Raw genomic sequence first — 13,036 nt, forward strand, 5'->3', positions numbered from 1 at the left:
TTCTGATATTGCGCTTTGCTGACTTGTTATTTATCCGTGTCCTTGTTTCAATAACGCCACTTTTTGAAACTTGAGGATGTTGCCATGCGTTTTTTACCGCTCTGCTTGTTAGCATTGATGCTGACAGGGTGTGTTCGAGAGTACCACCCAATAAGCAGCGCACCTTCTCATCCGCAGCAATCCAGCGAACCGACACGTAAGCCAACGTATCGTCCCGCGCCTGTTAAGGTTTACACCGATGCGGCCGATCTGGTGAGCAAACCCTTCCGCGATTTAGGCGAAGTGTCCGCTGAAGATTGCCAGGTGAGCAATCAGAGCTCCCCCCCAAATATCGCTACCGCACGTAAACGTATGCAGATTAAAGCGTCACAGATGAAAGCCAATGCTGTGCTGCTGCATAAATGTGAAATCGTCAGCAGCACGCCAGGCTGTTACCGTCAGGCTGTTTGTCAGGGATCGGCGCTGAAAGTCACCAGTCAATGAGTGAATTCACCTTTGCGCAAATCGGCGTAATACATTCTCCCTGGAAAGAGAAGTTCGCCGTGCCGCGTCAGCCTGGGCTGGTACAGGACGGCGGCGGCGAACTGCATCTTTTACCGCCTTACAATCAGGCGGATGCCGTGCGCGGCCTGGAAGACTTCAGCCACCTCTGGATTCTGTTTGTTTTTCACCAGACCATGGAAGGCGGCTGGCGCCCTACCGTACGGCCTCCACGGCTGGGCGGTAACGCGCGCATGGGCGTTTTTGCCACCCGCTCCACCTTTCGCCCCAATCCCGTCGGCATGTCGCTGGTTGAGCTCAAAGGCATTCGCTGCGAGAAGCAGCAGGTCATTTTGCAACTGGGCAGCCTGGATTTAGTGGACGGTACGCCGGTTGTCGATATTAAACCTTACCTGCCTTTTGCCGAGGCTCTGCCCGAAGCGCGCGCCGGTTTCGCGCAGGCCGCGCCGGAAAGCACTATGCCGGTCCGGTTTTCAGCGCTTGCCCAACAGCAGTTGCAACAGCACGCCCGCTATCCGCATCTGGCACGCTTTATCAGCGACGTTCTCGCTCAGGATCCGCGGCCCGCTTACCGTAAAGGTGAAATTCAGGACAGGGAATATGCCGCCTGGCTAATGGAGTTTAACGTGCGCTGGCGCATTGATGACGCAGGGACGGAAGTCGTGGCTATCGATCCGCGTTAAAACCCGCTTTTTAGCCAGTGATCTCACTGGTACACTAGCCGCCAGCAAATTTTGTCTGTGAATTTCCGATCAACTGGAATCGTAATCAATGCGTACTACTCAATATCTGCTCTCTACTCAGAAAGAGACACCTTCTGACGCGGAAGTGATCAGCCACCAGCTGATGCTGCGTGCCGGGATGATCCGTAAACTGGCTTCAGGCTTATATACCTGGCTGCCAACCGGACTGCGCGTATTAAAAAAGGTCGAAAACATCGTCCGTGAAGAAATGAACAATGCCGGTGCCATTGAGATTTCAATGCCTGTGGTGCAACCCGCCGATCTGTGGCAGGAGAGCGGTCGTTGGGAACAGTACGGTCCAGAGCTATTGCGCGTTGCCGATCGCCATGAGCGCCCGTTTGTGCTCGGTCCGACGCACGAAGAAGTGATCACCGATCTGATTCGTAATGAGCTGAGCTCCTACAAACAGCTGCCGCTGAATCTGTATCAAATCCAGACTAAATTCCGCGATGAAGTGCGCCCGCGCTTTGGCGTAATGCGTTCGCGTGAATTCATCATGAAAGATGCTTACTCCTTCCATACTTCTCAGGAATCGCTGCAGGAAACCTATGATGCGATGTATCGCGCCTACAGCCAGATTTTCAATCGTATGGGGCTGGATTTCCGTGCAGTGCAGGCCGATACCGGCTCAATTGGTGGTAGCGCATCTCACGAATTCCAGGTGCTGGCGCAGAGCGGTGAGGATGACGTGATTTTCTCAACGGAATCTGACTTCGCCGCCAACATTGAATTTGCTGAAGCCGTTGCGCCCGCGGGCGATCGTCCTGCCCCTGCAGAAGAGATGCGTGAGGTGGATACGCCGAATACCAAAACCATCGCAGAACTGGTGAGCCAGTTCCAGCAGCCGATTGAGAAAACCGTGAAAACCCTGATGGTGAAGGGCGCAGAAGAAAGTGGTCACGCGTTGGTGGCGTTGCTGGTTCGCGGCGATCACGAACTGAACGAAATCAAGGCAGAGAAATCGCCTCTGGTTGCTTCTCCGCTGACCTTTGCCACCGAAGAAGAGATCCGCGCAGCGGTGGGTGCGGGTCCTGGCTCGCTCGGCCCGGTAGGGCTGAATATGCCAGTTATCGCAGACCGTACCGTGGCGAAGATGAGCGATTTTAGTGCCGGTGCCAACATTGAGGGTAAACACTATTTCGGCATCAACTGGGAACGCGATCTGCCAATGGCGCAGGTAGCCGATCTGCGTAACGTCGTGGAAGGTGATCTGAGCCCGGATGGCAAAGGTACCTTGCTGATTAAACGTGGTATCGAAGTCGGCCACATTTTCCAGCTGGGCACCAAATACTCTGAAGCGATGAAAGCCTCCGTACAGGGCGAAGACGGTCGTAACCAGATCATGACCATGGGCTGCTACGGCATCGGTATCACCCGCGTGGTTGCGGCGGCCATCGAGCAAAACCATGACGACCGCGGCATCATCTGGCCTGCAGCGCTGGCACCGTTCGACGTGGCGATTCTGCCGATGAATATGCAGAAATCGTTTCGCGTGAAAGAGTTAGCGGAAGAGCTGTACAACACGCTGCGCGCCAAAGGCGTAGAGGTGATTCTGGACGATCGTAAAGAGCGTCCGGGCGTGATGTTTGCGGATATGGAATTGATTGGCGTACCGCACACCATCGTGATTGGCGATCGCAATCTTGATAATCAGGAGATTGAGTATAAAGCCCGTCGTGCCGGTGAGAAACAGATGATCAAACAGGATGAGATTGTCGAATTTCTGCTTAATGCGCTTAACAAGTAACCGCACGGTAACGCCCCTTTAAGGGGCGTTTTTTTTGCTGAATAACGTGCGGCTATCAGGCGTGCTCCCGCATTCTGCCCCTGTCTGACTTGTCATAACGCCCCATGCACATGTTTCTTATTGCACCTTACCGCGCAGCGCTTTGGTATTGCTGCGTCGTGACTTGCCTTCCAGCCTGCGCTCTTTCGAGGCGCGCGTAGGTCGTGTTGAGCGCCGGACTTTCTCTACCGTGGTAAGTTCGCGGATCAGGTTGACCAGCCGCTGCAGTGCCGCCTCCCTGTTCATCTCCTGACTCCGGTACTCCTGCGCCTTGATGATCACGGTTCCGTCACCGGTAATTAAATGGTGGCGGGCATTTAGCAGTCTCTCTTTATAGAACGGTGGCAAGGACGAGGCGGCGATGTCGAAACGTAGATGAATGGCGGTGCTGGTTTTATTCACATGCTGACCGCCAGAACCCTGCGCCCGAATAGCCGTCAGTTCAATTTCACTGTCTGGCAGCTCAACGTTGCGTGACAGCATAATCATCTGTCACCTGCCTGCGTGCAGTACGCGTTTTTTTGTATCGGGCTAACCATTCACTGAACCTTTCGTGCTTTATCCTGAGTCGTCTTAGACGGCGTAGACCGCTACTTTAGCAGTGATTTGCGCGCGGTTCCTGCTTTTGCCTGGCTGATTTTCTGGAAATGCCTGTGATATAGTCGCTAATCAACCAGAGTGTTTCTGCTCTGCTGAGGAGGTGCCTGTGCAAAAATATTGTGAGTTAGTTCGCCAAAAATATGCCGAAATCGGCAGCGGAGATCTGGGATATGTACCCGATGCCATTGGCTGCGCCTTAAAAGCGCTGGATGATATTGCCGCGAATGTTGCGCTAAATGCTTCTCTCAGGGAACAGGCGGCCTATGCCGCCGCAAACTTATTGGTGAGCGACTATGTTGATGAATGAAGCTTATAAACCCATCAATTGCGATGACTACGATAATCTGGAACTCGCCTGCCAAAAAAACTGGATGCTGTCGCTGGCATTAAAAGACGGTGAACAGCTTAAGGCCAAAGCCAAAGATATTCTTTCACGAAAAAACGTTGAATATCTGGCGATCGACCTTTCCGGTGAAACGCGCGAGTTACGCCTCGATCATATTGCCAGCTTCAGCCATCCTGAACTCGGCACCGTTGTTGTCAGCGAAGAGTAATTCACTCCCCGTCGGGCGGGATGCACTCCCGCCCACCTCATTCAGGTTTCAACGAACTGTAATAGGCGGCTAAATTCGCCATATCCTCATCATTTAAGCCTGCCACAAACGCCTTCATGACTTCAGCCTGTCCTCCGCTTCGTTCCCCTTTCTTATAGGCCTGTAATGCCTGGTTAAGATAGGCCGCATTTTGGCCAGCCAGATTGGGATAGAGAGGCGTGGTTGCTTTACCCTGTGCTCCGTGGCAGGCCATACAGGCGGCCGCGCGTTGCTCACCCGCTTTCACATCGCCTGCGGCGTGGACCGGTAAAACAGTTATCAGCAGCAAGGCTGCTATGCGTTGCATTATTGCGGCTCTCCCGTCGTTTTCTGCCAGTTGACTTGCCAGCCAGCGGCATCCTCGCTGGCACCTTCGCGGGTAACAAACAGCCCGGGCGCGCAAATCAACGTCTGATTAAAATAAATTAAGGGAATGCGCGCGCGTTGCCAGGGCGGGATATTCAGCATCTGCCAGATTTTTTTTATATCTCGTCCGCCGGGGCGATTCACGATATGAACATAGCCTGTTGCGTGAAACCGCACGAATACCTGCTCCTGCGGTTGTGGGCAGCGAAGCGTACTCGTGCTTTTCTCGGCCGTCAGTACGCCCAGGTTTTGTGGCAAATGCAGAGGTTGTTCGACGTCATTCCAGGCAATTTCACAGTCAGCTAAAGAGGCGCTGAGCGGCAAGTGGTAAAGCTGCTGCCGGTAGCGACGGATCTCGTGGTTTCCCAGTTTCAGGCGCGGCTGCGCATCTTCACGGCACAACATGATCTCCTGACGGATTCTGCGTAATGCTTCTCGTGACGGCATTTTCTCGCCCTGAGCGGCCAGCCAGCGACGCAGCAGGGCGTTGCCTTTTACCTCACTCATGGTCAGCAAGGGTGTGAAGCACAGGCTACCGTCGGGTTGAATAAGCTCGCTAAGCGGCTCAGCCAGTAACTCATCCAGCAGTTGCTCCTGCTCGCCACACAAGGCGGCACTGCGCGCCGACGCCTCGGCAAAATGTGGCCAGCGGCGCATAACCGTCGGCAACAGCTGCTGACGCAGAAAGTTTCGGTCATAGCGCTGATCCTGATTGCTTTCATCTTCAACCCAGACCAGTTGATGCGCCTCGGCATACTGTTCCAGGCTCAGGCGGGAATGGTTTAACAAGGGCCTGAGTAAGGCATGTCCGGCAAACGTCGACGCCGCCGGCATGGCCGCCAGCCCTGCCGGTCCACTGCCGCGCTTAAGCGCCAGGAGCAGCGTTTCACACTGATCGTCCAGATGCTGCGCGGTTAGCAACTTTTCATCCGCGCACAGCGCCTGACCCAGAGCCTGATAGCGTACCTGACGCGCTGCCGCTTCAATGCCTTGTCCCTGATCCGTTACCTGCACACGCAGGACTTCACAAGGAATCTGCCACCGTTCGCACTGGTACAGGCAGTGCGCTGCCCAGCTATCGGCATTCAGGCTGAGGCCATGATGCACATGCAGCGCACGCAGCCGTGACCGCGGGCGCGCTTGCTGCCAGGCCCGCAGTTGATGAAGCAGAACGGTAGAATCCAGGCCACCGCTGAACGCCACGACCAGCGCGTCGGTTTCCTTTAACAGTGCGTCAAAATCAGACATGTCCTCAATCCCTACCGCAGCCAGTGGAATCGCCCAAAGCCGCCATTTTACGCCTGATAGAGTTCCAGCGGCAAACCATCCGGATCGGCAAAGAACGTGCAGGGCTTTCCGGTTAGCTCATCGATGCGGATCGCTTCACATATCACGCCCTGCGTTGCCAGATAGCGCATCGCCGCTTCAACGTCCGGCACGCTGAAGGCCAGATGCCGCAGGCCACAGGCTTCCGGTTGACTGACGCGTGCGGGCGGTTTGGGAAACGAAAACAGCTCAATCGTATACTGACCGTTCAGTGCCAGATCCCCTTTCCACGAATCACGCGCTTCACGATAGTGTTCGCTTTGCAGTTCAAACCCCAGAATGTCGCAGTAAAATGCTTTGCTGCGCGAATAGTCTGATGCAATGATCGCGATATGATGGATATGCGTTAGCTGTAGCATCGTTGCTTCCTGTTAAATATAACGTCCTGTTACCCGGCCTGTTTCAGCACACGTACCCGATATTCCCCCTCTTCGGTGAGGCTCGCGCCGTGAATATCCGTCTCAAAGCCAGGATAGTGGCGTCCAATGCTACACAGCATTAACAGGAAGTCGAGTACGGCGCGGCTTTGTTCTGTGATCATTTCACCAGGCATCACCAGAGGAACGCCTGGAGGATAAGGCAGGATCATGTTGGCGGAGATGCGGCCCACCAGCTCATTGATGTTTACGGTTTCAATATTACCCTTCACCTGTTGCTGAAAAGCCTGATGCGGCGTCATTTTCATCTCGGGCAACACGTCAAACGCCTTCAACATGAGCCGCGGTAAATCATGTTGCTGGATAAGACGGTGGATCCCCTGCGCCAGGGTTTGAATACGCATGTTGCGATAAAAATCGGGATCCTCCGCATAGAGATCCGGCAACATATTTTTGACCCGGAGATTGAGATCGTAGGCGCGCTTAAATTCCGTTAACCCTCGCAGCACGCTCATCGCTTTGGTTTTATCAATGCCGATACTAAACAGGAATAACAGATTATAAGGGCCGGTTTTTTCAACCACGATGCCGCGCTCATCCAGGAACTTCGCCACCAGCGCCGCCGGAATGCCCTCTTCCGCCATCACGCCCAGCTCGCTCATGCCGGGTGTCAGGATCGTGACCTTGATCGGATCAAGATACATGTGGTCGCGATCGGCCTGGGTGAATCCGTGCCAGTCCTCTTCCCCCGGCTGTATCGGCCAGCACTGGGCTTCATCAACGTGTTCAGGCTGCCAGATATCAAAAAACCAGCTGTCGCACTCTTCTCGTAAACGCTGTATCTCACGACGGAAATGCAGGGCGCGTTCCACTGACCGGTTAATGAGCCTTTTGCCGGGATTTCCCCGCAGCATTGCCGCCGCTGTCTCAATGGATGAGACAATGGCATAGTTCGGTGAGGTGGTGGTGTGCATCATGTAGGCTTCATTAAACGTCTGCTCGTCATAGTCGCCTTTAATATGAATTAGCGAAGCCTGGGAAAAAGCCGCCAGCAGTTTATGGGTCGACTGCGTTTCATAGAAGACTTTACCCGGTATCCGCTCACCGCTCATGCCGCTTTTCCCCTCATAGATGGGATGAAAGTTGGTATAGGGAACCCAGGCGGAATCAAAGTGGATCGACGGCACCTCAAGGGTTTGCTTGATGTACTGCGTATTGTAGAGCAAACCGTCGTAGGTTGAATTGGTGATCACCGCATGTACTGGCCAACTGGCGCGCGGCGTGACCGTCACTTTTTGCTCGATGCTGGCTCGGGTGAACTCTTTTTGCGGAATACCGCCCAAAATACCCAATGCATTGCGTGTTGGCTTCAGCCAGATGGGGATCAAATCGCTCATCATCAACAGATGCGTGAGCGACTTATGGCAGTTGCGGTCCACCAGAATCGTGCTGCCTGCCGGGGCAGCATACATTCCGACGATCTTATTTGAGGTCGAGGTGCCGTTGGTCACCATGTAGCTCTGTTCCGCACCAAAAGCGCGGGCGATATACTCCTCGGCTTCCAGATGCGGCCCTGTGTGGTCCAGCAGCGACCCCAGTTCCGTTACCGAAATCGAGATATCCGACTTCAGCGTATTGGCGCCAAAAAAGTCATAGAACAAACAGCCGACCGGGCTTTTTTGGAAGGCCGTACCGGCCATATGGCCAGGGGTACAGAAGGTGTACTTTCCCTCTTTCACATAGGTAAACAACGCTTTGGTCAACGGCGGCGTGATGTTGTCGAGGTAGTCATCTGTGTACTGGCGGATGTGAAGAGCAATATCGTCGGCGGCATTCAGCGCATATTCAAAGAAATGCAGCGGCATACGCATTTCATTAATACTGATATCCATCTGGGAATGGGTATTGATAAAGGCATACAGCGGCAGATATTCATTAAGCTGATTGATATCACCACACAGCTCCGGGCTGTTGTGTTCATCCCAGTCAAAAATGACGCCGCTGATGCGGGGATTGTGTTCAATGAGTTTTAGCAGATCGTCATTGTTTTTTGGCCGGATGAGTTGAAAACCCTGCTGACTCAGCGCGACTTCCAGTTCGCGCAAAGGCTCATCTTTATAAAACACGCCATGCGCGCCCATGATCGCCAGAATATTCAATGCACATCTCCCTTATTGTTGAGGCATTGAGTAAGCATAGCGAATGACACGGCTAATCCGCAGTCAGATTCGTGACATAAAAAAAGCGGACCGGAGTCCGCTTTCACACTATCACCTTAAATCAGGCGTAGCCGTAGCTCATCAGACGTTGATAACGGCGATCGAGCAGCTCTTCAGTGCTGAGCCCTTCCAGATCGGCCAGATCGGCCAGCAGTTGCTGTTTCAGCGACTGCGCCATTTCGACAGGATGGCGATGCGCACCACCCAGCGGCTCTGGAATCACCGAGTCAATCAGCTTCAGCTCTTTCAGACGCGGCGCGGTAATGCCCATCGCTTCAGCTGCCATAGGCGCTTTATCCGCGCTTTTCCACAGAATCGACGCACAGCCTTCCGGAGAGATAACAGAGTAAGTGCTGTACTGCAGCATGTTAACTTTGTCACCCACACCAATGGCCAGCGCACCACCGGAACCGCCTTCACCGATGACCGTACAGATCACAGGCACCTTCAGACCGGACATTTCCCGCAGATTACGGGCAATAGCTTCAGACTGACCACGCTCTTCCGCACCAACGCCAGGATAAGCGCCCGGGGTGTCGATAAAAGTGATGATGGGCATCTTGAAACGTTCAGCCATTTCCATCAGGCGCAGCGCTTTGCGATAACCTTCTGGTGCTGGCATGCCAAAATTACGGCGAATCTTCTCTTTGGTTTCACGTCCTTTCTGGTGACCAATGATCATGACCGGGCGACCATCAAGGCGCGCAATCCCGCCCACAATGGCTTTGTCATCCGCATAAGCACGGTCACCCGCCAGCTCATCGAAATCGTCAAAGGCATTGCGCACGTAATCAAAGGTATAAGGACGTAGAGGATGGCGTGCCAGTTGTGCAATTTGCCATGCGCCCAAATCGGCGAAGATTTTACGCGTAAGCTCAACGCTTTTCTCGCGCAGTCGCTTCACTTCTTCGTCGAGATTGACGTGTTTATCGTCCTGACGACCAATCGAGGTTAGCGAATCAATCTTCGCTTCCAGTTCTGCAATTGGCTGTTCAAAATCCAGGTAATTAAGACTCATAATGTTCCTGTTTTAGTCAAACTCCAGTTCCACCTGCTCCGATCCAATTAACGACCGCAAATCGTTGAGTAAACGATCGCTGGGCGAAATTCGCCACGCTGCACCAAAGCGTAGCTTCGCGCGCGCGTCGGCTCTCTGATAGTAGAGATGCACCGGAATTGTCCCTGAACGATGAGGTTCCAGGGACTGACGGAGTCGGTTTAATAGCTGGTCATCAATTTGCCTGTCCGTCAGCGAGATAGCAAGTCCACGGGCGTATTTTTCGCGCGCTTCGTCGATGTCCATGACTTCCCGGGCCGTCATTTTAAGCCCACCACTGAAGTCATCAAAGCTGACCTGTCCGCTGACGATCAGGATACGGTCTTTCTCCAGCAGTTGCTGGTATTTATCTAACGCATCGGTAAATAACATGACTTCGAGACGGCCGGAACGATCGTCAAGTGTACAAATACCAATTCGGTTGCCGCGCTTGGTCACCATTACACGCGCAGCAATCACCAGACCTGCCGCAACGGTAATCTTACCACGATCGGTAGGATGCATATCTTTCAAACGCATCCCGCCAACGTAACGCTCAATTTCTTTTAAATACTGATTAATAGGATGGCCGGTAAGATACAACCCTAAGGTTTCTCGTTCACCATCCAACTGCACCTGTTCCGGCCAGGGCGTCACGCTGGCATAGGACTGTTCTACCTGTTCAGGCTCGTCGGCCAGTACGCCGAACATGTCCGCCTGGCCGATCGCTTCGGCTTTCGCATGCTGATCCGCCGCTTTCAGCGCATCGTTAAGGGCGCTCATTAAAGCAGCGCGATGCGGGCCGAGACGATCGAAGGCACCTGACATGATCAGTTTTTCCATGACCCGACGGTTGATCTTTTTGGTATCGGTGCGCGCGCAGAGATCGAACAGCTCCCGGAAATAACCGCCCTCGTTGCGCGCATCAATGATCGCTTCGATCGGCCCTTCACCGACGCCTTTAATGGCGCCGATGCCGTAAACGATCTCGCCCTCATCATTGACGTGGAACTGATACAGGCCCGAGTTAATATCCGGCGGCAGGACCTTTAGCCCCATGCGCCAGCACTCATCCACCAGGCCAACCACTTTTTCCGTGTTATCCATATCCGCCGTCATGACCGCAGCCATAAATTCGGCCGGATAATGCGCTTTCAGCCACAGCGTTTGATAGGACACCAGCGCATAAGCCGCAGAGTGCGATTTGTTAAAACCGTATCCGGCAAATTTCTCAACCAGATCGAAGATTTTCATCGACAGTTCGCCGTCGATGCCCATCTTTTCCGCGCCCTCTTTAAATACGGAGCGCTGCTTAGCCATCTCTTCGGGTTTCTTTTTACCCATGGCGCGACGCAGCATATCCGCCCCGCCGAGCGTATAGCCAGACAGGACCTGGGCGATCTGCATCACCTGTTCCTGATACAGGATAATGCCGTAGGTCGGCTCGAGAACCGGCTTCAGGCTTTCATGCTGCCACTGGATATCAGGATAGGAGATGGCTTCCCGACCGTGCTTACGGTCGATAAAGTTATCCACCATGCCCGACTGCAACGGGCCAGGGCGGAACAGCGCCACAAGGGCGATCATATCTTCAAAGCAGTCGGGTTTCAGACGTTTGATCAGATCTTTCATGCCGCGCGATTCAAGCTGGAAAACCGCCGTGGTTTCCGCGCGCTGCAGCATATCAAAGCTTTTCTTGTCTTCAAGCGGAATGGTGGCGATATCGATCGGCGGCAACCCCTGCTTTTCACGGCGCGGGTTAATCATCTTCAGTGCCCAGTCGATAATGGTCAGCGTACGCAGTCCCAGGAAGTCAAACTTCACCAGACCGGCATATTCCACATCATTTTTATCGAACTGCGTGACCGGATACTGGCCGTTTTCGTCACAGTACAGTGGCGCAAAATCGGTAATTTTGGTGGGCGCGATCACTACCCCGCCCGCGTGCTTACCGGCGTTTCGCGTAACACCTTCCAGCTTGCGCGCCATATCGATTAGCGCTTTGACTTCCTCATCGGCCTCATAAATTTCCGGCAGTTGCGGCTCTGCAGCAAAGGCTTTTTCCAGCGTCATGCCCGGATCGGGCGGCACCAGCTTTGAAATACGATCGACAAAACCATAGGGATGGCCCAGAACGCGCCCCACGTCGCGGATGACCGCCTTAGCCGCCATCGTACCGAAAGTAATAATCTGAGACACTGCTTCGCGGCCGTACATGTCGGCCACGTGTTCAATCACCTGGTCACGTTTCTCCATGCAAAAATCGACGTCGAAGTCGGGCATGGAAACACGTTCTGGGTTCAGAAAACGTTCGAACAGCAGATCGAATTCGAGCGGATCGAGGTCAGTGATCTTGAGCGCATAGGCGACTAAGGATCCCGCACCAGAACCACGGCCTGGCCCAACCGGCACGCCGTTATCTTTCGACCACTGGATAAACTCCATCACGATCAGGAAGTAGCCTGGGAACCCCATCTGGTTAATAACGTTGAGTTCCACTTCCAGACGTTCGTCATATTCCGGCCGCTTTTCGGCCCGTTCGGCTTCATCCGGAAACAGCATCGCGAGGCGCTCTTCCAGCCCCTCGCGGGATTTCACCACTAAAAAGTCTTCTGTGGTCATATCCCCTGTCGGGAACTGGGGCAGAAAGTATTCACCCAGCCGGACCGTGACGTTACAACGCTTAGCAATCTCTACGCTGTTTTCCAGCGCTTCAGGGATGTCCGCGAACAGCTCGCACATCTCCTCTTCGCTGCGCATGTATTGCTGAGGACTGTAATTGCGTGGGCGTTTCGGATCGTCGAGCGTGTAACCATCATGAATGGCAACGCGAATTTCGTGAGCGTCGAAGTCTTCTTCATTGATGAAGCAGACTTCATTCGTGGCAACAACGGGGATCCCTTCTGCAATCGCCAGCTCAACCGCCGCATGCAGATAGCTCTCCTCATCAGGACGACCGGTACGGACCAGCTCCAGGAAGTAGCGATCGGCAAAATGCTGTTGATAGAAAGCCAGGCAGTCAGACACCAGCGCGCTGTTCCCTCTTAGCAGGCTGCGGCCAACATCCCCTCGACGGCCCCCAGACAGCAGAATCAGTCCTTCCTGCAGTTCCGCCAGCCAGTCGCGATCGATAATCGGGCCAGCAATACCGTAACCCCGTTGGTAAGCACGGGAAATCAGCAGTGTCAGATTCTGATAGCCGGTATTATTTGCCGCCAGCACGGTAATCTGGGTCAGCTCATCGCCCATCAACTCGCTGGCAACGTTAAAATCTGCCCCGATAATCGGCTTAACCCCTGCCCCGTGCGCACCTCCGTAAAATTTCACCAGCCCGCAAAGATTGGTGAAGTCGGTAATCGCGATGGCTGGCATACCCAGCGCAGCCGCTTTCTTGATCAACGGGCCGGTTTTCGCCAGGCCGTCGACCATGGAATAGTCGCTGTGTACGCGCAGATGTATAAAACGGGGTTCGGCCATATCAGTTTCCGG

At 53.9% G+C, this 13,036-nt stretch carries 12 protein-coding genes; 5 read left to right on the forward strand and 7 right to left on the reverse strand.

Annotated features, from left to right (window positions below; genetic code table 11):
- Positions 1–84 precede the first annotated feature (84 nt).
- The 3 genes from rcsF to proS all read left to right on the forward strand — a co-directional run bounded on the left by rcsF (position 85) and on the right by proS (position 2,991).
- A complete protein-coding gene (gene rcsF, locus GKC68_RS17820) occupies positions 85–483 on the forward strand; it encodes an Rcs stress response system protein RcsF (protein WP_014592974.1) in 399 nt (132 codons plus the stop codon).
- Complete coding sequence (gene tsaA, locus GKC68_RS17825) at positions 480–1,184, forward strand: tRNA (N6-threonylcarbamoyladenosine(37)-N6)-methyltransferase TrmO (RefSeq protein WP_252293597.1); 705 nt, start codon at positions 480–482, stop codon at positions 1,182–1,184. The genes rcsF and tsaA overlap by 4 nt, the downstream gene beginning before the upstream one ends.
- An 88-nt stretch (positions 1,185–1,272) precedes the next feature.
- Complete coding sequence (proS, locus tag GKC68_RS17830; RefSeq protein WP_342656379.1) at positions 1,273–2,991, forward strand: proline--tRNA ligase; 1,719 nt, start codon at positions 1,273–1,275, stop codon at positions 2,989–2,991.
- Between the two features lie 117 nt (positions 2,992–3,108).
- Here proS and arfB read toward each other — a convergent pair whose 3' ends face one another.
- Positions 3,109–3,519, reverse strand: coding sequence for an alternative ribosome rescue aminoacyl-tRNA hydrolase ArfB (arfB, locus tag GKC68_RS17835; RefSeq protein ID WP_047714477.1), 411 nt, complete (start codon positions 3,517–3,519; stop codon positions 3,109–3,111).
- A 217-nt stretch (positions 3,520–3,736) separates the two neighbouring features.
- Between arfB and GKC68_RS17840 the strand changes: the two genes are divergently transcribed.
- Positions 3,737–3,937 (forward strand): YaeP family protein, encoded by a 201-nt coding sequence (locus tag GKC68_RS17840; RefSeq protein ID WP_014606545.1) that lies wholly within the window; start codon positions 3,737–3,739, stop codon positions 3,935–3,937.
- The gene (rof, locus tag GKC68_RS17845) at positions 3,924–4,184 is read left to right on the forward strand and encodes a Rho-binding antiterminator (protein WP_028724759.1); all 261 of its coding nucleotides are present in this window, start codon (positions 3,924–3,926) and stop codon (positions 4,182–4,184) included. The genes GKC68_RS17840 and rof overlap by 14 nt, the downstream gene beginning before the upstream one ends.
- A 37-nt stretch (positions 4,185–4,221) precedes the next feature.
- Here the strand turns inward: rof and GKC68_RS17850 are convergent, their stop codons facing one another.
- From GKC68_RS17850 to dnaE, 6 genes are all read right to left on the reverse strand, one after another.
- Complete coding sequence (locus tag GKC68_RS17850; protein WP_041930708.1) at positions 4,222–4,530, reverse strand: cytochrome c; 309 nt, start codon at positions 4,528–4,530, stop codon at positions 4,222–4,224.
- Positions 4,530–5,837, reverse strand: a complete 1,308-nt coding sequence (gene tilS, locus GKC68_RS17855) for a tRNA lysidine(34) synthetase TilS (protein ID WP_028724757.1) — start codon at positions 5,835–5,837, stop codon at positions 4,530–4,532. Before tilS ends, GKC68_RS17850 begins: the two co-directional genes overlap by 1 nt.
- A 47-nt stretch (positions 5,838–5,884) precedes the next feature.
- A complete protein-coding gene (locus GKC68_RS17860) occupies positions 5,885–6,274 on the reverse strand; it encodes a VOC family protein (protein WP_013024703.1) in 390 nt (129 codons plus the stop codon).
- Between the two features lie 29 nt (positions 6,275–6,303).
- Complete coding sequence (locus GKC68_RS17865) at positions 6,304–8,451, reverse strand: lysine decarboxylase LdcC (protein ID WP_028724756.1); 2,148 nt, start codon at positions 8,449–8,451, stop codon at positions 6,304–6,306.
- A 121-nt stretch (positions 8,452–8,572) separates the two neighbouring features.
- On the reverse strand, positions 8,573–9,529 hold the full coding sequence (accA, locus tag GKC68_RS17870) for an acetyl-CoA carboxylase carboxyl transferase subunit alpha (RefSeq protein WP_028724755.1): 957 nt from the start codon (positions 9,527–9,529) through the stop codon (positions 8,573–8,575).
- A 12-nt stretch (positions 9,530–9,541) separates the two neighbouring features.
- Complete coding sequence (dnaE, locus tag GKC68_RS17875) at positions 9,542–13,024, reverse strand: DNA polymerase III subunit alpha (protein WP_028724754.1); 3,483 nt, start codon at positions 13,022–13,024, stop codon at positions 9,542–9,544.
- Positions 13,025–13,036 lie beyond the last annotated feature (12 nt).

This window comes from Pantoea sp. RSPAM1, from assembly GCF_038816185.1.
GTDB classification, from domain to species: Bacteria; Pseudomonadota; Gammaproteobacteria; order Enterobacterales; family Enterobacteriaceae; genus Pantoea; species Pantoea ananatis.

Excerpts from the sequence above, each read along its gene's own strand:
- GKC68_RS17860 (WP_013024703.1), bottom strand. The coding sequence starts at position 6,274 with ATGCTACAGCTAACGCATATCCATCATATCGCGATCATTGCATCAGAC.
- accA (WP_028724755.1), bottom strand. The coding sequence starts at position 9,529 with ATGAGTCTTAATTACCTGGATTTTGAACAGCCAATTGCAGAACTGGAA.
- tsaA (WP_252293597.1), top strand. The coding sequence starts at position 480 with ATGAGTGAATTCACCTTTGCGCAAATCGGCGTAATACATTCTCCCTGG.
- rof (WP_028724759.1), top strand. The coding sequence starts at position 3,924 with ATGTTGATGAATGAAGCTTATAAACCCATCAATTGCGATGACTACGAT.
- proS (WP_342656379.1), top strand. The coding sequence starts at position 1,273 with ATGCGTACTACTCAATATCTGCTCTCTACTCAGAAAGAGACACCTTCT.
- rcsF (WP_014592974.1), top strand. The coding sequence starts at position 85 with ATGCGTTTTTTACCGCTCTGCTTGTTAGCATTGATGCTGACAGGGTGT.
- arfB (WP_047714477.1), bottom strand. The coding sequence starts at position 3,519 with ATGATTATGCTGTCACGCAACGTTGAGCTGCCAGACAGTGAAATTGAA.
- GKC68_RS17850 (WP_041930708.1), bottom strand. The coding sequence starts at position 4,530 with ATGCAACGCATAGCAGCCTTGCTGCTGATAACTGTTTTACCGGTCCAC.
- dnaE (WP_028724754.1), bottom strand. The coding sequence starts at position 13,024 with ATGGCCGAACCCCGTTTTATACATCTGCGCGTACACAGCGACTATTCC.
- tilS (WP_028724757.1), bottom strand. The coding sequence starts at position 5,837 with ATGTCTGATTTTGACGCACTGTTAAAGGAAACCGACGCGCTGGTCGTG.